The sequence below is a fragment of the Caldisphaera sp. genome (genome assembly GCF_049974385.1).
GTDB lineage: Archaea > Thermoproteota > Thermoprotei_A > Sulfolobales > Acidilobaceae > Caldisphaera.
The window spans coordinates 1-21685 of the sequence record NZ_JBMFIW010000017.1 but is presented as its reverse complement, the minus strand read 5'-3'; the positions used below and the strand labels follow the sequence as shown (position 1 = coordinate 21685).

General features: G+C 31.5%; 34 protein-coding genes and 1 tRNA gene. 12 read left to right on the top strand and 23 right to left on the bottom strand.

Annotated elements, in window-relative coordinates:
* Window positions 1-142 precede the first annotated feature (142 nt).
* The gene (locus tag ACP5GV_RS05600) at window positions 143-328 is read left to right on the top strand and encodes a hypothetical protein (RefSeq protein WP_428068554.1); all 186 of its coding nucleotides are present in this window, start codon (window positions 143-145) and stop codon (window positions 326-328) included.
* On the opposite strand, the gene rpsB is transcribed toward ACP5GV_RS05600, so the two are convergent.
* The 10 genes from rpsB to rpl7ae all read right to left on the bottom strand — a co-directional run bounded on the left by rpsB (window position 329) and on the right by rpl7ae (window position 5183).
* A complete protein-coding gene (rpsB, locus tag ACP5GV_RS05595; protein WP_292320691.1) occupies window positions 329-949 on the bottom strand; it encodes a 30S ribosomal protein S2 in 621 nt (206 codons plus the stop codon). It abuts the gene before it with no gap.
* The gene (locus ACP5GV_RS05590; RefSeq protein ID WP_292320689.1) at window positions 946-1185 is read right to left on the bottom strand and encodes a DNA-directed RNA polymerase subunit N; all 240 of its coding nucleotides are present in this window, start codon (window positions 1183-1185) and stop codon (window positions 946-948) included. Before ACP5GV_RS05590 ends, rpsB begins: the two co-directional genes overlap by 4 nt.
* 5 nt (window positions 1186-1190) lie before the next feature.
* Window positions 1191-1643, bottom strand: a complete 453-nt coding sequence (locus tag ACP5GV_RS05585; RefSeq protein ID WP_428068551.1) for a 30S ribosomal protein S9 — start codon at window positions 1641-1643, stop codon at window positions 1191-1193.
* Complete coding sequence (gene rplM, locus ACP5GV_RS05580) at window positions 1636-2079, bottom strand: 50S ribosomal protein L13 (RefSeq protein ID WP_292320685.1); 444 nt, start codon at window positions 2077-2079, stop codon at window positions 1636-1638. The genes ACP5GV_RS05585 and rplM overlap by 8 nt, the downstream gene beginning before the upstream one ends.
* Before the next feature lie 12 nt (window positions 2080-2091).
* Window positions 2092-2451: a 50S ribosomal protein L18e gene (locus ACP5GV_RS05575; RefSeq protein ID WP_292320683.1), complete on the bottom strand. Its 360-nt coding sequence runs from the start codon at window positions 2449-2451 to the stop codon at window positions 2092-2094.
* 2 nt (window positions 2452-2453) lie between these two features.
* On the bottom strand, window positions 2454-3290 hold the full coding sequence (locus ACP5GV_RS05570) for a DNA-directed RNA polymerase subunit D (RefSeq protein ID WP_428068549.1): 837 nt from the start codon (window positions 3288-3290) through the stop codon (window positions 2454-2456).
* A 72-nt stretch (window positions 3291-3362) separates the two neighbouring features.
* Window positions 3363-3758: a 30S ribosomal protein S11 gene (locus tag ACP5GV_RS05565; RefSeq protein WP_292320680.1), complete on the bottom strand. Its 396-nt coding sequence runs from the start codon at window positions 3756-3758 to the stop codon at window positions 3363-3365.
* Window positions 3758-4297 carry a 30S ribosomal protein S4 gene (locus ACP5GV_RS05560; RefSeq protein WP_292320678.1) on the bottom strand — a complete coding sequence of 180 codons (540 nt, stop codon included), beginning with the start codon at window positions 4295-4297 and terminating at the stop codon, window positions 3758-3760. Before ACP5GV_RS05560 ends, ACP5GV_RS05565 begins: the two co-directional genes overlap by 1 nt.
* Window positions 4275-4769: a 30S ribosomal protein S13 gene (locus tag ACP5GV_RS05555; protein WP_428102738.1), complete on the bottom strand. Its 495-nt coding sequence runs from the start codon at window positions 4767-4769 to the stop codon at window positions 4275-4277. The genes ACP5GV_RS05560 and ACP5GV_RS05555 overlap by 23 nt, the downstream gene beginning before the upstream one ends.
* A gap of 30 nt (window positions 4770-4799) precedes the next feature.
* Complete coding sequence (gene rpl7ae / locus ACP5GV_RS05550; protein WP_428068610.1) at window positions 4800-5183, bottom strand: 50S ribosomal protein L7ae; 384 nt, start codon at window positions 5181-5183, stop codon at window positions 4800-4802.
* 95 nt (window positions 5184-5278) lie between these two features.
* Between rpl7ae and ppa the strand changes: the two genes are divergently transcribed.
* Window positions 5279-5803 carry an inorganic diphosphatase gene (gene ppa, locus ACP5GV_RS05545; RefSeq protein WP_428102735.1) on the top strand — a complete coding sequence of 175 codons (525 nt, stop codon included), beginning with the start codon at window positions 5279-5281 and terminating at the stop codon, window positions 5801-5803.
* Between the two features lie 19 nt (window positions 5804-5822).
* Here the strand turns inward: ppa and ACP5GV_RS05540 are convergent, their stop codons facing one another.
* The 4 genes from ACP5GV_RS05540 to ACP5GV_RS05525 are packed head-to-tail and all read right to left on the bottom strand — an operon-like array spanning window position 5823 to window position 8350.
* Entirely contained in the window at window positions 5823-7124 is a 1302-nt protein-coding gene (locus ACP5GV_RS05540) for a glycerate kinase type-2 family protein (protein WP_428102733.1), read from the bottom strand.
* A 44-nt stretch (window positions 7125-7168) separates the two neighbouring features.
* Window positions 7169-7624, bottom strand: coding sequence for a hypothetical protein (locus ACP5GV_RS05535; RefSeq protein WP_428068542.1), 456 nt, complete (start codon window positions 7622-7624; stop codon window positions 7169-7171).
* Window positions 7617-8012, bottom strand: a complete 396-nt coding sequence (locus ACP5GV_RS05530) for a hypothetical protein (protein ID WP_428068541.1) — start codon at window positions 8010-8012, stop codon at window positions 7617-7619. The genes ACP5GV_RS05535 and ACP5GV_RS05530 overlap by 8 nt, the downstream gene beginning before the upstream one ends.
* A gap of 11 nt (window positions 8013-8023) precedes the next feature.
* Window positions 8024-8350 (bottom strand): hypothetical protein, encoded by a 327-nt coding sequence (locus ACP5GV_RS05525; RefSeq protein ID WP_428102731.1) that lies wholly within the window; start codon window positions 8348-8350, stop codon window positions 8024-8026.
* Between the two features lie 153 nt (window positions 8351-8503).
* Between ACP5GV_RS05525 and cyoE the strand changes: the two genes are divergently transcribed.
* Both cyoE and ACP5GV_RS05515 read left to right on the top strand, forming a co-directional pair.
* Entirely contained in the window at window positions 8504-9355 is an 852-nt protein-coding gene (gene cyoE / locus ACP5GV_RS05520) for a protoheme IX farnesyltransferase (RefSeq protein WP_428068537.1), read from the top strand.
* A 10-nt stretch (window positions 9356-9365) separates the two neighbouring features.
* The gene (locus tag ACP5GV_RS05515; protein ID WP_428068535.1) at window positions 9366-10085 is read left to right on the top strand and encodes a hypothetical protein; all 720 of its coding nucleotides are present in this window, start codon (window positions 9366-9368) and stop codon (window positions 10083-10085) included.
* Window positions 10086-10089: 4 nt separating this feature from the next.
* Here ACP5GV_RS05515 and moaA read toward each other — a convergent pair whose 3' ends face one another.
* The gene (moaA, locus tag ACP5GV_RS05510) at window positions 10090-11112 is read right to left on the bottom strand and encodes a GTP 3',8-cyclase MoaA (RefSeq protein ID WP_428102728.1); all 1023 of its coding nucleotides are present in this window, start codon (window positions 11110-11112) and stop codon (window positions 10090-10092) included.
* Between the two features lie 138 nt (window positions 11113-11250).
* On the opposite strand from moaA, the gene ACP5GV_RS05505 reads away from it, so the two are divergent.
* The 3 genes from ACP5GV_RS05505 (at window position 11251) to ACP5GV_RS05495 (ending at window position 13824) form a co-directional block, all read left to right on the top strand.
* The gene (locus ACP5GV_RS05505; RefSeq protein WP_428068533.1) at window positions 11251-12147 is read left to right on the top strand and encodes a translation elongation factor; all 897 of its coding nucleotides are present in this window, start codon (window positions 11251-11253) and stop codon (window positions 12145-12147) included.
* Window positions 12148-12240: 93 nt separating this feature from the next.
* Window positions 12241-12930 carry an AmmeMemoRadiSam system protein A gene (amrA, locus tag ACP5GV_RS05500; RefSeq protein ID WP_428068531.1) on the top strand — a complete coding sequence of 230 codons (690 nt, stop codon included), beginning with the start codon at window positions 12241-12243 and terminating at the stop codon, window positions 12928-12930.
* A gap of 141 nt (window positions 12931-13071) precedes the next feature.
* A complete protein-coding gene (locus ACP5GV_RS05495; protein ID WP_428068529.1) occupies window positions 13072-13824 on the top strand; it encodes a DUF357 domain-containing protein in 753 nt (250 codons plus the stop codon).
* 26 nt (window positions 13825-13850) lie between these two features.
* Here ACP5GV_RS05495 and surE read toward each other — a convergent pair whose 3' ends face one another.
* Complete coding sequence (gene surE, locus ACP5GV_RS05490) at window positions 13851-14663, bottom strand: 5'/3'-nucleotidase SurE (RefSeq protein ID WP_428068608.1); 813 nt, start codon at window positions 14661-14663, stop codon at window positions 13851-13853.
* A gap of 12 nt (window positions 14664-14675) precedes the next feature.
* Window positions 14676-15110, bottom strand: coding sequence for a CBS domain-containing protein (locus ACP5GV_RS05485; RefSeq protein WP_428068527.1), 435 nt, complete (start codon window positions 15108-15110; stop codon window positions 14676-14678).
* Between the two features lie 249 nt (window positions 15111-15359).
* On the opposite strand from ACP5GV_RS05485, the gene rpiA reads away from it, so the two are divergent.
* Together rpiA and ACP5GV_RS05475 are read left to right on the top strand one after the other, a co-directional pair.
* Window positions 15360-16064 (top strand): ribose-5-phosphate isomerase A, encoded by a 705-nt coding sequence (gene rpiA, locus ACP5GV_RS05480; protein ID WP_428068525.1) that lies wholly within the window; start codon window positions 15360-15362, stop codon window positions 16062-16064.
* Entirely contained in the window at window positions 16027-16449 is a 423-nt protein-coding gene (locus tag ACP5GV_RS05475; RefSeq protein WP_428068523.1) for a hypothetical protein, read from the top strand. Before rpiA ends, ACP5GV_RS05475 begins: the two co-directional genes overlap by 38 nt.
* Window positions 16450-16617: 168 nt before the next feature.
* On the opposite strand, the gene ACP5GV_RS05470 is transcribed toward ACP5GV_RS05475, so the two are convergent.
* The 4 genes from ACP5GV_RS05470 to ACP5GV_RS05455 form a co-directional block, all read right to left on the bottom strand.
* Entirely contained in the window at window positions 16618-16794 is a 177-nt protein-coding gene (locus ACP5GV_RS05470) for a preprotein translocase subunit Sec61beta (protein ID WP_292320644.1), read from the bottom strand.
* 54 nt (window positions 16795-16848) lie between these two features.
* Window positions 16849-17592 (bottom strand): geranylgeranylglyceryl/heptaprenylglyceryl phosphate synthase, encoded by a 744-nt coding sequence (locus ACP5GV_RS05465; protein WP_428102726.1) that lies wholly within the window; start codon window positions 17590-17592, stop codon window positions 16849-16851.
* A gap of 28 nt (window positions 17593-17620) precedes the next feature.
* Window positions 17621-17956 (bottom strand): hypothetical protein, encoded by a 336-nt coding sequence (locus ACP5GV_RS05460; RefSeq protein ID WP_428102723.1) that lies wholly within the window; start codon window positions 17954-17956, stop codon window positions 17621-17623.
* Between the two features lie 69 nt (window positions 17957-18025).
* Window positions 18026-19183: an iron-containing alcohol dehydrogenase gene (locus ACP5GV_RS05455; RefSeq protein ID WP_428102721.1), complete on the bottom strand. Its 1158-nt coding sequence runs from the start codon at window positions 19181-19183 to the stop codon at window positions 18026-18028.
* Between the two features lie 119 nt (window positions 19184-19302).
* Here ACP5GV_RS05455 and ACP5GV_RS05450 point away from each other — a divergent pair.
* Window positions 19303-19378: transfer RNA gene (locus ACP5GV_RS05450), tRNA-Gly, on the top strand.
* 136 nt (window positions 19379-19514) lie between these two features.
* Here ACP5GV_RS05450 and ACP5GV_RS05445 read toward each other — a convergent pair.
* Entirely contained in the window at window positions 19515-19997 is a 483-nt protein-coding gene (locus tag ACP5GV_RS05445; protein WP_428102718.1) for a hypothetical protein, read from the bottom strand.
* Window positions 19966-20352 (bottom strand): hypothetical protein, encoded by a 387-nt coding sequence (locus ACP5GV_RS05440; RefSeq protein ID WP_428102715.1) that lies wholly within the window; start codon window positions 20350-20352, stop codon window positions 19966-19968. Before ACP5GV_RS05440 ends, ACP5GV_RS05445 begins: the two co-directional genes overlap by 32 nt.
* Before the next feature lie 22 nt (window positions 20353-20374).
* Between ACP5GV_RS05440 and ACP5GV_RS05435 the strand changes: the two genes are divergently transcribed.
* Entirely contained in the window at window positions 20375-20533 is a 159-nt protein-coding gene (locus ACP5GV_RS05435; protein ID WP_428068515.1) for a hypothetical protein, read from the top strand.
* Between the two features lie 428 nt (window positions 20534-20961).
* Window positions 20962-21639 carry an aminotransferase class III-fold pyridoxal phosphate-dependent enzyme gene (locus ACP5GV_RS05430; RefSeq protein WP_428068511.1) on the top strand — a complete coding sequence of 226 codons (678 nt, stop codon included), beginning with the start codon at window positions 20962-20964 and terminating at the stop codon, window positions 21637-21639.
* Window positions 21640-21685 lie beyond the last annotated feature (46 nt).

Here is a 21685-nt window from a genome sequence, read left to right as displayed (position 1 = left end):
TTAGCACCCCCCTATTTAAACCCTCTATATGTATATCACCCACCACTTTAAAAGTTATTGCTGGTCTATTACTACAAATTTTGCTCAATTCTAAAAGAAAATTTTTAATGATTTATCTGCTTGTTTAAATAAGGTGAATAATTTGGAAAATATAGAAAAGAAAGATCCAAGAGAGCTGCTTGATATGGTTTATATAAGGCTTGATTTATTAGAAAGAGATGTTTCTGAAATGGCTAAAAGAGAAGAGTCTAGAGGAAAATTGATTGCTATTAATGAATTGTTAGAGGAAATAAGAGATATATTAAATGTAATGAGAGTAAAGTGTTGATTATTTTTTAATTCTGCTTGTTACAAAGTCTTCATATGTGAAATCAGGTTCTTGACCTGGTGCTAGCAATCCTTTGTTTCTCATTATTTCTCTTGTTAATAGCCAATAAACTAAAGCTAAACTCCTTCTACCTTTATTGTTTGCAGGAATTATGAGATCTACATCTTCTATTTTGTTGTCTGTATCAGCTAATGCAACTACTGGTAAGCCGATTTTGGAAGCCTCTACTAAAGCTTGTCTGTCAGTTCTGGTATCGGTTATTATTACAGCGTCCGGTTCTATATAACTCTCTAAGTTTGGATTGGTAAAAATACCAGGTATAACTCTACCACTTATTGCTTTGCAACCAAGTTTTTCACACATAATTGTTATGGGTCTTTGACCATAAATTCTTGTTGATACAACGGCTATCTTTTTCTGGTCAAATGTAGATAGGAACCTCCCTGCTATCCTAATTCTTTCGTCTATTTTATTAACATCTAGTAGATAGAATCCATCAGGTAATATTTTATAAACAAATTCTCTCATATATTTTGTACATATCTGCGTTCCAAAAATAACTCCTGCTTTCTTGTACGTATCTGAAGATACTAGTAATTCCTTATTTTCTTCTTCACTCAAGCGTTTGCACCCTTTTCTAATTCCTTATACCTTGCAATTCTGGACGTGCTATATTTGGAAATTTGTTCTATATAAGCTATACTAGTAAATAAAGTTCTTCTGCAACAATACCTCTTTACTCCCAAATCATCTAATACCTTTTCAGGATCCTCTCCTGCTTCAACTCTTTTCTTAAACGGTTCATATAAGTGCCCTAATGGGGCTCCACAAGTTAAACATCTAACTGGAGGTAACATATTTTTCACCTATATGATGTCTGCCATCCTCTTCTGGCGCTGTATCTCATGTATTTTTCAGGTTCTGTTCTTCTATAGTCACCAGATAGCATTGTCCTATCATATTCTTCAAATATTTGCTTAATTCTTTCGGCAATTTCATTTCTCTTCTTGCACTCTTCGCTGCTATCATTGCATTTGAAAAATGAAATTATCCCTCTTGCTATAGCAGTTCTTGATGCAGAAGCCTGTCCCATAACTCCCCCTCCGCTCACTCTTACTTCTATGTCTATTAGATTCATAACTTCTTTTCCAACCAATAAAATTGGTTCCATTATTTTTACTCTTGCCATAGTGTTTGGAATAATCTCTACAGGAACACCATTTACCTTGACTTTACCGCTACCAGGTTTTATTATAGCTGTGGCTACCGCTTTTTTTCTTTTGCCTGTTGACACTACCAGATTTAGGTTACTCAACAGCACCCACCTTCCATCCCATATTCTCAGCTATTACTTGAAGGGTCGTAAACTTACCTCCTAATTTATCTACTGTAAACTGTAGTTTTATAGGTTGCTTATTTTTATATTCTTTTGGTATGCCAACATAAACTTTGAGTCTTTTCAAAGCATCTTCACCTTTCTTATTATTTTTTGGTAACATGCCTGCTACAGTCTTTTTAACCAACCTGCTTGGTGATCTAGCTCTCTTTGGCCTCCATTTATGAGAATAGTGAGTCTTAACATTTAATACTGTATCTTTATAAAATTGGATTAATTTCGATGGATCTCCACTAACGGCAATTTTTTCAGAATTTAGAATAACAACCTTGTTTCCTTCTAATAATAATTTAGCTACATGGCTTGCTAGCCTACCTAATATTGTATTACTTCCATCAATTACTATTTCTTCCATTCTCATACCACCTCACACTATTATTTTTACATTCTTACCTTCGGGGTTCGTTTTCATCACTTCTTCTATAGTAATACTGTTGCTACCAGAGGATCTTATTTTTTCTACAGCATCTTTTGAGAATGAGAATGCAGCAATAGTAACTTTTTTGTTCAATTTACCGCTTCCCAATACTTTTCCAGGAACTATTATAATATCATTATCATTGGCTAGTCTGTTAATTTTATTTAGGTTAACTATGACCCTTCTTCTTGCAGGTCTTGATAATATTTCTGCGATATAAAGCCAAACCTTAGATTTAGTATTTTTATACTGCTTCCTCAAATTCTTAAGCGTATTAACTAACAGCTCATTTGTAATCTCTCTTCTCATATTTACTCACCCTTTTCAATTTTTTCCAGCAGCGCTTCTACCCTCCTATCAAGGCTTTTAGAGGCTTCTAAAATAATTTGCTGTGGCTCTAAAGAGCCATTAGATTCTACTGTAAGCAACAATTTATTGCTATCATATCTAACTTTAATTACATTCTTGCATGCACTATCTTCACAATATCTTAAACCGCTTGTATTTATATTTGTTTTATATTCTATCGTTTTGTTCTCTTTTGATTTAAGAGCTTCCTCAACTTCTTTATAATAAGAAACACATTTTATGCACTCTTCATTAGCTTCGCTCCCCTTTACATCAACCATAGTTGTGTATTGTAAAATAGATGTGGAGGCAGGACTCCATTTTCCATGCTCTCTACCTCTTCCCAACCTTGCATAGGCAACTAAGTGAATCCTTTGACCGGGAGCAAGATAAACTATGGGAGTATCAGGATATGCAGGCTTTATATTCTCATCAGAAAACTTAAGATCTGATGCTTTAACATATATGCCTGAGGGGCTTTCATCGCTTAACTCTTTCTCAAGAACCACTTGGACATAACAAGAAGTATCAGTTTCATCCTTACCAGCACATTTTTCTGGTAAATTATATTTATGGATAGCATCATCAGATTTTAAAACTAATAATCCTAGTCTGTGGGCTATGATTTCATCATAAACGCTTGTATCGTTATCATAAAAGTATACATAATCAATAGCCATAGTAGGTACATCAGATAATACAAGCCTTCTAAGAGCATTACCAAATGCTATAGGAAATCCTTCTAGATATACTGTTATTTTGTTATTTTTAAGGTCTAATACATCAACACTTTTTTCCATTTTTATGCCACCTAAGCATCTGCAAAATAAATAATAATACCAGGCTAATTAAATTTATATTAAAAAAATAGTTTAGACTCTTCTACCTCTCCTTCCGCCAGGTCTTCTTGTAGTATCGTGAGGTATAGGTGTTACATCTTCTATACGCCCAATAACGAAACCTGCTCTAGCTAAAGCTCTTATAGCTGATTGAGCTCCTGGTCCAGGTGTTTTAGGTCCATGGCCTCCGGGTGCTCTTACTTTTATATGAATCGCTGTTATACCCCTATCCATAGATGACTGAGCTGCTCTTATTGCGGCAATCATAGCTGCATATGGAGATGGTTTCTCTCTATCAGCTTTAACAACCATACCTCCTGAAACTCTTGATGACGTTTCAGAACCGGTTAGATCAGTTATGTGTATAATTGTATTATTAAAACTGCTATATATATGAGCTACTCCCCACCTAAGCTCTCTAAACGCCATTAAGACTCACCCTCTTCACCTTGATTTTCTTCACTACTTTTACTTTCCATCATATCTTTAATTGGACTACCCAATGCATATGTTATTTTATCTTCATCTTCCCTCGTTACTAAATATCCTGGATTTGTAACCCTTTTACCATTTATGGCTATATGTCCATGAGTTATGAATTGTCTAGCCTGATAAATTGTTTTTGCCATTCCTTTCTTTAATACTATGGTTTGTAATCTCCTTTCTAATACATTTTCCGAAGTTAATCCTAAAATATCATCAAGGCTTGAATCTTTTCCAATTAAGCCTAGTTTGTATAATCTATCCAAAAGGCTTTTACCAACTTCGGATCTTTGAGGTTCTGGTAAGGCAAGTAAATTTCTTGCTTGATGTCTAACTGTTCTTATTATAGTTTCTGCAGTCCAGAGTTCTTTTTTATTTCTCAATCCATACTTTCCTATTATTTTCATCTCTGTTTCTAACCTGGACTTAATCCATGGATGTCCAGGCCCTTCCCACTTCTTTCTACTGCTTTTGGGATCCCCCACTTGTTTCCACCTTCTCTTTCTTAACTCCTATAGTCATACCTAATCTACCGGTAGTATGAGTCTTTTGTCCTCTTACTTTAAGTCCTAGTTTATGTCTAACTCCTCTCCAAGAATTAACTTTTTGTTCTCTTTCAACATCTCTCCTAGCAACAAATATTAAATCTGCTCCAATAAGGTGCTTATCTAATCCTGTTTCATAGTCTTTTCTTCTGTTATACATCCAGCTCGGTAACTTTAGCTTGGTTAGATCGCTTATAACGTCTTCTATTTGTTTTATTTCCTCATTGCTTAGATAACCTATTCTTTTGTTGGGATCAATCTTTAAGTGTCTAACAATGGCTAAAGCAGTTTGATACCCGATACCTTTAATCTTGCTTAAACCCAATATAATGTTTAAATTACCGTTTATGTCAGTTTCAGCGATCCTCAGCACATATTTAAATTGTTCCTCTTTGGCTCCTTTAGCAGGCATTTAACATTCCCCAAGAGCAAATTAGTAAATTTATGCACCAGCTTTAGCTCTTAATTCTTTAACTTTATCAACAATTTTCTTTAAATCGTTTTCTGCTTCTCCTCCTTCAACAATTGCAACACTTGCTGCTCCTACTTCTATATTAACAGCTTCTCCTAGTTTTTTCTTGCTTGGCACATACACGAATGGTATCTTTTTTGCATCGCATAATAATGGCAGGTGAGCAACTATTTCTGGTGGATCTACATCTACAGCTATAACTACTAGTTTGGCATTTCCTCTCTCAACGGCTTTTGTTGTTTCATTAGTTCCTTTCTTTATTTTACCACTTTCTTTTGCCTTGCTAACTACCTTATATACTTCCTCTGCCAGATCTTCTGGCACATCAAACAACACATAGCTTGACTTTGACATATTCATCCTCCTCCCCTATTTGGGTCGTCATACATATTTGTAGCAGTTTAACTTTTAAATATAACGCATCCTTAATAATAATAGGTGAGAAACTCGTGTGTCTTGAAAAACTAGGCCCTGGAAGTAAAGCTCCTGATTTAGTAAATATGTTTATAGAAATTCCTATGAATAGTAGCGTTAAATATGAGTTAGATGAAGAAAGTTGTTTAGTAAAAGTTGATAGATTCTTATATACAAGTATGTCTTATCCATTCAATTATGGTTTCATTCCCGGAACAAAATCTGAAGATGGAGATCCTATAGATCTATTACTAATTAGCAGAGAACCAGTAATGCCTGGAACAATAATAGAAGCAAAGCCAATTGGAGTATTAGTAATGCAGGATGAAGAAGGTCCTGATGCTAAAATTATAGCAGTTCCTAAAGAAAAACTTGACCCAATTTATGGTTCTTGGAATGATGTTAAGGATATTCCTGATTTCCTAAAAAAGAAAATATCTCATTTCTTTGAACATTATAAGGAACTAGAGCCTGGTAAATGGGTTAAGGTAACAGGTTGGGAAGGAGTAGATAAAGCTAAGGCGGAAATCATGAGTGCCATTAAGAGGGCTAAAGAATAAATAAAATAAATAAATTTTTTTATTTTATTGCAACAACTATTATATTGTTTAAATTAGATCCTGTAGGTCCAGTTTTTATTAGCAGGCTTGCTTTATTTAAAACATAATAGCTATTATTATCTTTTAATTCTTTTTTAATATCTATTCCAAGGGATTTTATGTAATTTATATCTTCACTAGATAATAAGGTTCCTGCAGAATCGGTTGGGCCATCAATACCATCGGTTGCAAAAGCTAATATCGCCGCTCTTTTGTATGAAATCTGCTCATTAACCTTTAACCCCCAAGCTAGAGCTAATTCCATATTTCTCCCTCCAATGCCTTTTCCTTTTACTGTAACGCTTGTTTCTCCTCCTAGGATTAATGCGATTGGAGGTCTTAATGGAAGACCTTTATTTATTGAATCTAATGTTATTGAGGCTAAAGCATACCCAACATCTTTAGACTCTCCTTCAATTCTCGATGTCAGTATAATAGTTTTGTATCCTTTGCCTTTCAATAGTTTTGATATATGTTTCAATATTGATTCATTTTTTGCTATTATTTCATTCTTAATTTTTTTAAATATTTTATCGTTAGGCTTCGGCGTATCTCTTATTTTTCTATTGACTCCATCAATTAATACTTTTAAAACTGATTTAGGTATAGATTCTTTTAAATTATAATTTATTATCACATTAAATGCATCATTAAATGTTGTAGTGTCTGGAACTGTTGGCCCTGAGGCTATTTGATCTAATATATCTCCTGGAACATCACTGGCATATAGACCGTAAGCCTTTTTTGGATATACAAATGTTGCAAGCCTTCCTCCTTTTATTTGGGAAACATGTTTTCTAACAGTATTTATCTCAGAAATGCTTGCTCCTGAATTTAAAAGTATTTTATTTAATTCTTTCAGATCATCTAAAGTTATAGGTCTTAAGGGTTTTTCGACGAGAGAAGAGCCTCCACCTGATATTAAAAATAGAAACCCTATGTTTCCCCTGATTTTAGTCCACTCTATAATTGAATCTGCAGCCTTAATGCTATTTTCATCTGGGATTGGATGGCTTGATTCTATAACTTCTAAGTTTCCTTTAGGCCTTTTTGTTCCTTTAGGTATAACAACGACTCCTCCCTCAATTTTATCGTTTAGCATCTCAATTGCTCCGTTAACCATTGATGATGCTCCTTTTCCGAAAGATATTAATATAAATTTCTTATTAGCCATTCTATCAATTTTAAGCTTTTTTATATAATCTTTAACATAAATTGATAAATCAGATTTTATTAATATATGCTTTATTAATTCATTTAAATCTTCTTTTGGGTTCTTCAATTCAATCACTTAATAGCATTTATTTTATTTAATCTTAAAAATTTTTAACGTTTATTCTCAACAAAGTATTCTATAAAGGGAATTATAATTCCAGGAGCTATAATAAATGCTACGTAAATTAACAGTATTAGGGATAGATCTAAAGTCATGTAGACTTGTCCACCATTTGTTGATATAGGTCCAACACTTAATACACCTCCGTTAAAATAGCTTAAAACTATAAGTAATCCTAGTAAAGAAGAGGAGGCCCTTAGCAATGGATTATATATTGTACCTTTCATTATTCTAGCAACAACATCTAATCCAACAAATAATCCTATGTATATGTATATTTCAGATGAAAAAGGTAATGCTAAGAGAGGAATTTGGCTGCTTAAAGACGATGATAATAGAGTTAATAGATATGGTAAGAGATAAACGTAAATTATTGAATAAAATATTCCTTCTAAAATTCCTAAGAATACTTGTTTTACTATCCAATATATTTTTTCTTTATCCAATTTTGTTCACTTCTGTTAAGTTAAAGTTATATAATCCTCCTATTTTCCCTGTTATACTAAATTCATATTGAACTGCGTTTTCAAAATAGTATGCTGGAACACATTTGTAAATAGTTTCATTCTGAAATAAATTCCCAGAAAATAATATATTATTAACTGATTTTCCATTGCTATATATTAATTTTAAATCTATTGTTGCATTATCTACTTCAACTTCATTATTATATTTTATATTAAATAGTATTCCAATAGTACCATTACAATTAGTTTGGGTTTCTGTTATATTTAAAGGATTTTTTAAAAAACCGGTAACAAATCCGTATAATGGATAGGCAGCAAGCCCTAACAAAATTAAACCAGCAACAGTTGCTAATATGCCAAGTTTCAATCAGATCCCCATTATTTAATTAACTCTACTCCTTTTGATAATATAGTAGAGCCTGCAGCTAAAGCTATACCTAAGAATGCGACTTTAATTAGTAATATTACTAGAGCTTCAGCAGTAAAAGATATTGGAATAGTATTTGATGAAGTTAAAGAATTCAAATTGCTTATAAAACCTGGGTTTAAAAAAGAGAGATAGGCCTCATAAAATACAAAGATTAGTAATGCAACTCCAATTGCTATTAATGTTATACCTATATATTTAGGTGTTTTACTATCTTTAGGCTTACTATCCTCAGGTTTATTTTCTACTTTTTGCTGATTTTCATCTTTTGATGGCAAAAGAGTATCACCTAATATTTAAACTGTGAAATTGGTTTAAATTTTTATGTGTGGATAAATATTAGAAACAAAATATACTATTAATTGGAATTTAATAAGTATAAGTCCAACTATATAAGCTAAATATAAATAAGTTAAATTGAGGGACTAATAATGAGCTTTATTAAAAAATTAAAGGCTCTGTTAGAAATGACCAAACCAGCGCAGCTTGGGCTATTGCTTGTTACAGTTTTTGGTGCGTATTTTGCTGCAGGTACACCAATTAACATAAGAGATCTCCTTTTATTGATACCCGTGGGTATAGGAGGTATAGGAGGAGTAACAGCTCTTAATATGTACTTGGAGATTGATATAGATTCTATAATGAAAAGAACAAGAAATAGACCTTTACCATCTAGGCAATTATCAAAAGGAGAAGCTATATTGGGAATCATATTGCTTATACTCATTGGTATCATAGCAGCTGATTTTATAAACAAATATGTTGTATTTGCTATAATTATGGGTCTTTTGTTTGATATAATAGGTTATACTGAGTTGACAAAGAGAACAACAGCTTCAAATATCTTGTTTGGAGGAGTGGCAGGGGCAATGCCGTCTTTAGGTGGTTGGGCTGCAGCAACAGGTAGTCTCGGTATAGGAGGTATTTTGCTTGCGTTAATAGTATTAGCATGGATTCCTATGCATATTTGGTTTATAGTTTATTATCATATAGATGATTATAAGAACGCATCTATTCCAATGCTTCCAGTAGTGTCTAATGAAAAGACCTTTGGAAGTTTAGTTATATTTTCTATAATTTCTTTAGATGTATTGGTATGGCTTTTCTATTTATTGGAAGGGAGGGGTTTAATAGCTGCATCATTATCAACAATATTTGTTTTGATAGCACTATTAAAAATAAAGAAGTTTATGGGATCTCCATCAAAGGATAACGCTCTATCAGTATTTAAGTTCGCCAATTCAGTTTTAGCAACATTTTTCATTTTAGCAAGATTTTTATAAGGTGAATTAAATGAGTAATTTATGTAAAGGCGTTTGGTTCTATGTATGCGTTTTTTATTCAATATCAGCCCTACTATTTACTCTTTCTATAATATTTATGCATTATATTATGATATCTTCTGCTATATTTTTGATATCAATAATTGAACCAATAGTATTTTTAAAAAGGAAATATTATTTTGTTTATGTCACATTATCTTTAATATCTATAGTTTTTATATTTACACAGTTAAAGATTATTTCTCTAATTTTACTAGCATTATCTTTAATTTATGTTACATTAAATGATTTCAAAGCAATAATACCTTCATCGCTCCTTGCTACTTCTTTTATCTATTTTATGCAACTTCCTTTGTTGTTTGAAAAAATTCTTTTCTTTGTATTTCTTCTTTTATCGACTGTGTCTATGGGTTTTATAACTAAAAAATTGCATGCATTTGTTATGGTAGCTATTCCGTTAATCTCTTTATTCACATCTCCCTTAGTAGGATTAATATCTTCATCTGTAGTTGTGTCTATAATGTCTTTTTATTTCAGACAGCAAAACGAAGTTTGTCCCTTTACAACAGATGCTGGTCTTGCAATGGGGGGAGGATTTTTATCAGGAATAACAATAATATTATCAGCGATATATGGTTGGAATCTGTTTGTCTCATCTCTTTTAGTTTTAAGTGTGTTGCTTTTATTATCAGGCTCTATGAAACCTGAGAATATAAATTCAATAGATTAAATTTTTAACTTAATTTTTTGGGTATCTTTAACCTAAGGTCCCTGCCATTACTAACATATTGGTTTGTGTTTAGATTATACAATACATAAGGTTTTCTAAGAGTGTTTACTTCAATAAAGGCATTTATTGTATTTTTAATTGCAATATCCCTAGGTTTATTTCTAATTTTAGGTAAGAGATTTACTCCTGGTTTTCTCCAATTAATGCAAGGAATTAATGTGCCATCGGCTAATAGTCTCACCCTCATACAGCCAGCGCAAAACAAGGGATTATTATAAGATTTTACAACTTCGACTATTGCTCCGTTAGGCAGCTTATAAATAGGTCTATTATGCAGTTTCCTTAAAATTACGTTTGCTCCTTTCTTAATTAGGAGGTTTTCTATTAATGAGAGAGGGTAATGTAAACTACTAAATTGTTTTGAACCGAAATTGATCGGTTGGAGTTCTATAAGCTGTAGTGTTACCCCTTTACTTGCAGCAAACTCTACTAAATCCATTACCTCTCTATCGTTTAATCCATTTACTATTGATGTATTTATCTTAACTTTTAGCCCATTTTCTATAGCGGCCTCAAGTCCATTTAGTGCTTTTTCTAAACCATCAACGCCTGTTATTTTATAATAGATTTCTCTATTTAGAGAATGTATTGATATGTTTACTCTATTTAATCCTGCATCCTTTAGTTTTTTAGCATATATATCAAGCAAGTAACCATTTGTAGTCATAGATATATCCGAGTTTTCAGAATATTTTCTTATATTATCAATTATATCTACTATATCGTTTCTAACTAAAGGCTCGCCCCCCGTTATCTTAAATCCATTTATGCCTATCTTTGTTGCAGCCTCAGCTATTATAGAATAATCATAGGGTGTTAATTCTGGAGGCATCGTTCCTATTTTTTGAGGCTTGCCTATAGGATCTCCTTCCAAATGGCAAAATATACAATTGTAGTTACATTCCCTAGTTACAGCAATTCTTAGATTTTCTAGAGGCCTTCCATACGCGTCTATTAGCTTTTGCATCAATTTTCCTCCTACATTAGTTAATAAAAATTGAAGATTTTATATAATAGTATATTTTTCTATTAAGGAAATAATTATGCATAGAGTATAATAAAGATATAATTATGATCAAAGTAGGGTTTAATTAGGCGGATAAGCGTGAGAGGAGGCATAATATCAATAGTTTCACCAAGTGAAGATAAAACAAAGCAAGCTGCAGAAAAAATGGGTAAACTTCAGGACAAGGGCGATTTAAATATATATTATAGAAAGCAAAATGATTACATTTTATCTACTATAGTCCCAACACAATACCCTTTATCTATTATAAACACTTTAGTTGCAATCTCTTTATCAAATAAGATAATAATATTGCTAAATGACAATTTAGATTGGAAAGATGGAGAATTGTTATTAGCAGCAAATTCATCTGGTATTGATTCTATAGCAATTCATAATAACATAAATTTAATTAAGAAGCTTATAGAATCATCTAATATAAATGTTAAAGTAAGCTCCGATTATGAAAATGAAATAAAGTACCAAGAACCAGAATCAAGAAAAGAAGATTTTGTGTATATAGATAGAGTTTTTACAGTTAAAGGTGTTGGTGCTGTTATGCTGGGCTTTACATTTATGGATTTAAAAGTTCATGATAAGATGATTGCTCTCCCGTCAATGCAACCCGTTGAAGTAAAGAGTATACAAGTATTAGATGAAGATCAAGAGAGTGTTGGACCAGGGGTTAGGGTAGGTTTAGCTTTAAAAAATGTTAAGGCAGATGATGTAAAAGATACTTACGCATTAATTCCTGAAGACAAAAAATGGTTAAAGTCATTTGAGGGGGAATTCGTAAAATATCCGTGGAGTGAAATTAAAGAAAATGGTCAATATCATTTTATCTCTGGCGGAGTTATTTTAATGGGTCAATTAAAATTTGGTGATAAGGCAAAAGTAGAATTAACAAAACCTATGCCTAAGTTTAAAAGAATTATTGTTGCTGATGTTAATGCCAAATCTGGTAAATCCAGGATTATAGGTTATTTAAAAATTTAATTAACGTAAAATATACTTTATCTTATTAAAAAACAAATAAAAATAAATATTCTATATTAACTTTCTTAGATAAATAATATTATGGGATTAACAATGAGTGAGGAAAATCTAAATAAGCCAGTTGATCCAGACGAAATTAATGATGATATAGGAAAAATTTTAGTAAAATTAGCAAGGCAAAGCGTTGAATATTATTTCAAAAATAAAGAGCTAATGAAAGTGCCAGAAAATTTACCTAAAATTTTGTATAGACCTGGAGCTGCATTTACAACTATAGAGACATATTATTCAGAAGAACAGCATAGCTTGAGGGGATGTATAGGATTTATTGAGCCAATAAAACCTTTAGCTAAAACTGTTATAGAAGTATCTGTAGAATCCGCATTTAATGATCCAAGATTTAACCCTATGGACGAATATGAGCTAGATACCGTTACTTTTGAGGTTTCTGTTTTATCAAAACTTGAAGAAGCCCCATTGGATAAAGAAGGGAGGATTAGCTTTGTAGTCATAGGTAGAGATGGCCTAGTTGCAGAAAGAGGATATCATAGAGGTTTATTATTACCCCAAGTACCTGTCGAAAATCTATGGGATAAAGAAACATTTTTGTCTGAGACGTGCTTAAAGGCTGGTTTATGGCCTGACTGTTGGCTTGATAACAGAACAAGGATTTATAGGTTTAGGGCAATGGCTTGGAAAGAATTAAAGCCTAAGGGTGATATAGTAAGAAGGGATTTAGCTTTAGAATATAACGCATTAATTAATAGTTCAAAAAATAAATGAAGTTTATGAAATTTTTATGTTATCTTTGTTATTAAATTCTAATAATTATATTAATTTCTTGTTGGGAATCTATTTAAGGATTTAGTTTGATATATAAATTTCAAAAAAGGCTAAATTATTTAGACCTAGAAAAAACTATTTATGAAGGAAGGAGGAAAAACAGTGGATGATATCAAGTTTAGAATAGAAAAATATATAAACAACGTTGAAAATGCTTTGTCTGATCTAGAATTAAAAAAGAAATCAATAACAGAAAGGGGTTTTGATGTATCAAATTTGCTGGTTAATGTAAAAGCGTATTTAGATGATGCAAAATATTTTTTAAAAATTGATAAATTAGATGACGCGCTAATATCTATTTCTTATTCTGAAGGACTTATAGATTCATTAAAGTTCTTAAATTTAATAGATATAAAATGGCCTGAGAACCCATTAAAGGAAGCAAAAGTATTTGTTGCTGGCACTTTTGATATATTGCATCCTGGTCACATCCATTTATTAAAATTTGCCTCTCAATTTGGAAAGGTTTACGTTGTAATAGCCAGGGATATTAATGCATATAAAAACAAAGGTAGACCAACTATATTAGATGAAAATACAAGATTAGAAATGGTTTCCTCAATTAAATATGTTTATAGAGCCATGTTAGGGGATGAAAAGGACATTATAAAACCTATAGAAACAATAAAACCAGATGTTATAGTCTTAGGGCCAGATCAACCAATTCCTGAAGAAAAATTGGCATCATTAGTTGAAGCCAGAATTAATTATAAACCTGTGATAGTTAGGTTTAAAGAAAAGGATAAGTTTTCTGGAGACCTAAAAGGGTCGACTGATATTTTGATTAAGGGGTGCGAATATCTAGAAAAGTATGGGAATAATCTAAAATTTTAAAAATTAAAGTTTATTAATAATTTCAGTTAACTTCTAATTTCCTTTGTTATTAAATTTGTTAGATCATTTAATTTGAGCAAGGTGTCTTTATTTAATCTATAAGGGAATAGACCTAAGTAAATAGGAGTTATCGCAATAGCCTTTTCTACGTGCACTGCATAAACATCAGTATCGTTTTTGGGTCTCACAGTGGAACCATATAGCCAATAATATTTTCTTCCTGCAGGATCTTTATTTGTGCTTATCTTCTGAGTAAATTTAATATTAGCAGGTTTAGCAATTTTTACCTTAGTACTGCTATTAATAATAGATGGATAATTTACATTTAAGAGATGAACACCTTTGGGAAATCCGTTATCTAATACATATTTAGAAATTGTTTTATTTATTATATTTATATAGCTATAATAATCTTCTCTAGTTATTTCCATTTCCTCTTTTACATCGGCAGAAAAAGCAATTGATGGGATTCCTACTATAGCTGCTTGAGCAGCTGCTCCAACAGTTCCACTAGATAGAATAACTTGAACGCTTGTATTATCTCCAATATTTACCCCTGAAACTACTAAATCTATTTTATCAAAAATTTCTTTTAAGGCAAGATATATAATATCTGAAGGTGTACCGTTTGTAGCAAAAATGTTTAATCCATTGATTTCCATAGGATAAAGCCTTAAAGGTTTGTGCAATGTAATTCCTAAACCTGTTGAGCTTTTTGGTGTTTCAGGTGCAACTATTTTAGCGTCTCCTAATTCTTTTACGGATTCGTAAAGTAACTTTAACCCTTTGCTATATACTCCATCATCATTTGTTATTAATATTTTTTTCAAACAATTCACCAATAATTAAAATCAATCCCCACCAATAATTTCACTAGGCTCAACTCCAATATCTATTTGTGTTATAAACTTTTCGAGCTCTCTTATAGATACCATGCACAAATAATTTCCTGTATCATCTACTATTGGCAGATGTCTAAAACCATAATAAGCCATAGTTTTTATAGCTTTTAAAACGCTCCATGAAGGATTGCCAACAATTGGATTTCTAGTCATAACATCTCCAATAATTATTTCATCAGTTTTTTTGTCTTTAACTAATACTTTATTTAACAAATCCCTTTCAGTAAAAATCCCTATAATTTTTCCTTGTTCATCAGTAACAGCTACCGCACCTATACCAGTTTCTACCATTACTTGCACGGCTTTGCTTACATTATCTTTAGGATATACTTTAGGCTGAAGACCAGGACAAATTGTGATAACAGGTGGACCTTCATCTTGCATTCTTATCACCATATAATTATTAAGAGAAAAGAAGATATTATATTTAAATTTGAATTTTCTATTGAACAATATTTATATGAAATAATATATTTTCTCTTAATAGAAAATTCAAATTTAAGCTATTATCAACATTATTTATTTCATTATTTTTAATAACTTAGTTTCAAAGGAAAAAGTTTAGACGTTATTTATTATATAGAAAATGTTAAAATTTAAGCATATTATCTATCAAATAAAAGGGAAAGAACAATGCAATGTGATGCAAAGAGAGAAGCAGCTAAAGGCGCTTTGGAATTAGTTAAGAAATTTATATCAAATTATAAAATTGTAGGACTTGGAACGGGTTCCACAACACAGGCATTTATAAAGGAATCAGTTGATTTGTTAATGAACAAGAAATTGATAAGTTCAAGTAGCTCCACTTCATTGTTTTTATCTTCTTTGGGCTTAGAAGCAATTGAGTATAATCAGAAAGATAGCTATATCTATATAGATGGTGCAGATGAAGTTACAAGACAAGGGGAGATGATTAAAGGTAGAGGAGCTGCTTTATTAGGTGAAAAAATTTTAGCGTATTCAGGGAGTATTAATATATTTGTCGTTAGCGAAGAAAAATTGGTAAATAAGCTTGGAGAAAAAAGACCTGTACCAATAGAAGTTGTGCCAAAGGCTTATCCATATATTTCAAATATTTTAAAAAAGAAAAATATAAAATATGAAATTAGGCAATGCCAAGCAAAAGATGGACCTATAATAAGCGATTGGGGCGGCTTTATTATAGACGTATATACAGGACCTATGGATGAACCAAAATATTATGATGATATGCTTAGATCAATTCCAGGAGTTGTTGAAACAGGAATATTTTTGAATTTGGCCGATTACATAGTTATAGGAAGAGAAAGCTGTGGTTATGATGTTATCGAACTCAAAAGAAAATCAAAAGATATATGAAATCAATGAAAATTCTTTTATAGAGATACCTAGCAGTTGGTCAAAAAGGGTTAATGAAATTGGTTTATCTAACAGGTTTATTTTAATAAGTAAATATCCTGAGTTATGGGTCTACATGGGAAAGCATGGAGATCACTTAATATTATCTTCAAAGGGTTCACCTTTATATTGCAGTTGTAAAGGATTTAGGATGCAGATAGAAAAAAGAACTTACAAAGGATGTTCTCACACATATGCTCTTAAAATAGCTATAAAATCTAACAGATTTAGAGATTTATCAGGTAAGATAACCATAAGTGATTTAAATAAAATAATAGAAGAAATTATGGAGATGGATTATAGCAGCTATTTAAGAGAAATTTTAGTAAAACATGAGATTTCTTAACAATTATAGGTTTTAATGTAAAGCAAGTTTACCTATCCTTAATGGCTATGAAATCTGTTTAATACATGTAGTATGAAGGAACTTTTAATAGTTTTTTAATTGAATTCCTTCGCAAAATAACTCTGATAACTCTTAAGAAAAGCAAGAACAAATTATATTTTTGTAGATTTAGATTAATCTAGCAAAGATTACTATAATTGCTATGGCAACTGATATTATTATCAACGTCATAGGCGATATTTCTATTTTGCTATCATAGTCTTCATAGAATGCTATTAATCCAGCAGATGTCATAGGCGATGTTTGTTTTTTCTTTGATGATCTTTTCTTGGGTTTTGTTGACATCCTTTCACCGCTTATATTATATTTGCTGGCCTTTTAATTTGTTTCGTATCAGTTTTAATTCTTAACCGCTTTTATCATATGGTATATAGAATTTGGATCTTTTTCAACGATCGTACCATTAACTATTCCATCAGCTCCAGCCTTTATAGCTTCTCTGGCTGCCTCAGGACTATTTATACCTCCGCCAACTATTAATAAACCGTTATATTCTATTTGGTCTAAAGCCCTTCTAACTAAAGATATGGTTTGAGGTGGTATTGGATAAGGAGCTCCGCTACCCGCTTCTAAATAAATTACTTTAGCTCCTAGCATTGCTCCTGCTAGAGAATAGGCAGCTGCTATATCGCCTCTTTCATAAGGAATTGGTCTTGCTTTTCCTATATATCCTGCAGCACCTCCATGACCTATTATTATATATGCTGTTGGTATTGTTTCAAGTCCCATTCTTAATATTATAGGTGCCGCTTGAGCTTGCACTCCACCTATATAATAAGGATCATCACTATTCAACAAAAGCATAAATAAAACTGCATCTGCAGATGCCGTTAAACCATTAATGTTACCTGGAAATAATATTACTGGTAAACCAGATTCTTTGCAAGATTTTACAAGTTCTGTTAAATGAGGCTCATAAACTCCCAAAGAGCCACCAATTAAAATCGCGCTAGATCCAGCTTTATATGCGCTCAAAGATATTAATCTTGCCATTTCAGGTGAGGTTTTATCTGGATCTATTAATGTTAGATGTATTTTATTTTTCTTTTCTTCTAATAATTTTTTAAATACTCTATCCTTCAATATTCCACCCATATAATATCTAAATATATCATTGTTTAGCATCTGCCTCCTCTTCAGTCTCACTTGTTTCTTCAGTCTCAATTTCTTCTTGTGTTTTTTCGCACTCATTTAATTTATTATCATAGCTTAAATCAACTATTTTATTATAAACATCTACTCTGTCTAAAACTTTAGGAACCTTAAGCTCGCAGTATAGATGGCAGTTTCCACATTTTGCTATTGCCATTTTTTCTTCTTCATTTCCTTTTATTTTAACAAAGTCTATAGTTAAGGTCATAGATCCGCATCTTGGACATTGGAAATACCTACTTGGATGTCTTGGCCTTTTTGGCTTTAATGATTTCTTTTTCCTTCTTCTCGCCACCAACGGCACCTCTTAAGTCTTTACAAAAAGTATCGTAAAATTCGCAGTTTAAATTTGTGAGCTTAAGAATTAAATGGAATTTTCTAACATATTAATTAGGACTTTTTCATCTATATTAACTCCATAAAGCCTATTTCTTAGCCTATCGGCAACGACTGGATTAGAAAATGCCCTTCTTATAGATTCTCTTAACATATCATGTCCAAAACCATAATCGCTAAGCTTTTTATTAAAGCCTACGGAACTTTGAAATTCTGTCAATATTTTAGTTACAATAGAAGGATCAGAATTTGGTTTAATATCAGGATTTAATGTTTTTAATATTTTTGTTGATTCATTTGGTGAAGACTTGTGTATCAATGGAGCTAATAATGGTCCTATAATAGCTAGTCCGCATCCATGAGGTAATGATGGTACTAAACCGCTCATTATGTTTTCTAATGCATGAATTATATTTGTTGGATTTAAATCTATGGAGACTCCAGCTATCATTGAGGCATAGAGAAGATAATATCTTGGATTTACATCATTTAAGTTTTGTACAGCAAGAGGTAAATTTTCTTTAATTTGTTTCGCAGCTTCTTCTGATAGCATTTGTACTAAAGGAGAACTGCCTGAGGTGGTAGTTGACTCATATGCATGATAGAAAGCATCAAACGTTGTGCATAAAACTTCTTCCTTTGACATGCTTAATGTATATTTTGGATCATCGAAAGAAGCTTTTGGATAGCAAATGGCATTACCAAGTTTATCCCCTCTTTCTGTATCTGTTGTGTTAGCATATCTATTAGCTTCAGTTCCAGTTCCATGCGTTAAATTAACTGCGTATACAGGTATTATTTTTTCTACCTTTCTTTTATTATATAGGTAATCTATTGTTTTTCCACCATTAGCAGCTACTGCCGAACCTAACTTTGCTGTATCTATAACGCTACCCCCACCAATAGCTATTATTATATCAGCACTATAAGAAACAATAATTTTTGCAAGTTCATCTGCTTGGGATGACAATGGATTTGGAGATACATTATCAAATATTGCATATTGTATATTAAATTCTTTTAATATTTTTATTGTATCATCTAATGCACCGCTTGCTTTTGCAGAGGTCTTACCTGTTGCAATTATTACTTTTTTAACATTATTTAGGTAATTTCTTAAGTTATCTAAGGAAGATGGTCCAAAATTTATCTCATCGTTGTTGTAAACCCATTTGAATTTTATCATGCTTTCCACCAATTTCTTAGTCAAATTTCGCAGTTATCTATATTTGTTTAAAATTTTTATTAATATGTGATGTAAAGGTTTAACTTAAAAACCCTAATAAGTTGTTATAGTTAGTGAGAGCGGCGGTAGTCTAGCCTGGATTAGGACGCTGGCCCGCCACGCCAGAGGTCCCGGGTTCAAATCCCGGCCGCCGCATATTTTATCCAAATAATAAATGAAATAATTAATAACAAGATATGGCTTCGCTTTTAAAACACTCATAATATTATCATGCCTTGAGGACAAGGTCGACGGGAAAGATTAGTACATTAACACACTTGTATAATTGATTTTATCTTAGTATTATTAATATAGACAGTGTGCCTGTTAAAATTACAGCTATTGTTAAATATATTAGTAATTTTTGTGTTCTTGAGAAAAATAAATTATTCATGGTAGCTGTTAGAGATTCATAAAATTCGTAATAATTATACTCTTTAAATAAATATCTAACTAATCTCTTTAAAAAAGGTGTTTCTATAAAATTGGGATCATATAGTATGGATGCTGAAGATAAGATATAATCTAGCCTTTGAAAAATTTCTCTATTTGATATATTCTTATATTTGATTCTACTAATGACCTCAAAATGTTCATGTTGATAAAGATTAATATATGTAACTAATAGTCCTATTAAAGACCCAAATGAGATAAAATCTTTGCTATCACTCCTCATTTTATGGCTATTTGCTTTACAAATTCCATATACAACGAAAGTCTTATCGGTCAAAAATATCTCAGTATCATTTGTTTGAGATTGGTCGTATTTCTCCACAAATTTTTCGGGGGTCTTTAATATAGAAATTAGTATATCCTTCAACTATCATTGGAATATATTTATGTATTGTATCTAATTTATTATTACAAATTTTTCCGTAAAACGAGGTGTAAGTTCTTCCTCTATAATTATCTTTAAGATACCTTTCCATTTCTTCTTTATTTTCTCCTAGCCTATCATAAACTAATTTAAAGGTAAGTTCCATAAGGGTAAGTTCTATTAAATTGTTAGATATTAGATTCGTTTCTTCTTTATTTTCCTTTTGGTATTGAATGTATAGGTGTCTAGGGTGTTGCAGATGAGCAAATGTTCTTATATCGTATATTCCTTTAGACTCATTTTCAAAAATCAAAAAAATTGTTATAACATCTACTGTGTATAAAATAACGTTAATTAATGATCCTTCTAATAGCAGGTCTCCTTGTATTTTAGAATCTTTACCTTTTGATATGTCAACAGAAGAAAACCTATTAATTTTAGCATCATCTATATATGTTATTTCTATAAATGCATTTTCAAAGAAAATTCCTTGAATTGAATTAAAAAGGTGATAGAGAAAAGTTTTTAATAATATAGAGCTTTCTAATTTCTCTTTTAAATTCTGGTCGACATATATTGGAGGCTTTACTGGAATGTCTTCAAACTCCTTATTAGGAAGTTCTAATCTAAGGGAGTTTTTTTCAAGATATTTTTCTATTTTTAATTAATTTTTTCTTGATTTTAAATGATGTAACATAAGATATTAAATTTTCTTCGAATTCATAATTTTCTTCGAATTCAGTATTAGTTTTTTCCAATAGCCCCCCAATATTTATAATATATATGAAAATTATTTAAATTTTTCTAAATTTATAAAACTAATGTGCCTTATCGCAAATAGAATTTGTTCTTACAAAATAAAATTGTAAAAAGACAAAGTTTTATATAGTTTAAAATTTTGTATACTTATTAGTGTGTTAAAATGTCCACAGAAAAAAGCTTTGATGTAAAAAAGACTGTTACTGACCTTACATATGGTACCTGGAGAAAACAAGCTGGTTGGAATCCTTTAGTCATAACAAAAGCGTACGATTGTTATTTTGAGGACTCTGAAGGTAAAAAATATCTCGATTTTTCATCTCAATTAATGTGCTCAAACTTAGGACATGCTAATAAAAGGATCGCTAAGGCGGTTTATGATCAACTAAATACTTTAGAATATGTACAACCTGGATATGCGACGGAAATTAGAGCAAAGGTTTCATCTGAATTAAAATCCGTATTGCCAGATAATCTTACTAAGTACTTTTTTGGAACTTCAGGAACTGATGCCAATGAAACTGCAATTAAAATAATCAGACTTTTCCATAAAAAGGATGGAAAAATAAAGATAATTTCAAACTACAATTCATATCATGGAGCAACCATGGGTAGCATTTCATTGACAGGAGATTTTAGAAGGGGAGCAGTTGATAACGTTTATTCTTCCTCGCACGTTTTGCATGGCCCTCCTCCCTATTGTTATAGATGTCCTTTCAAATTAAAGTATCCTGAATGTAATTTAGCATGCGCAGATTATTTAGAATACATGATAAAGAATGAAGGAAATGTTGGAGGTATAGTTTTGGAGCCGTCGTCAACAGTTTCCGATAAACCGTGAAGTTTATAATACTTGTATACACATTTAATTATGGTGCTGAACGATG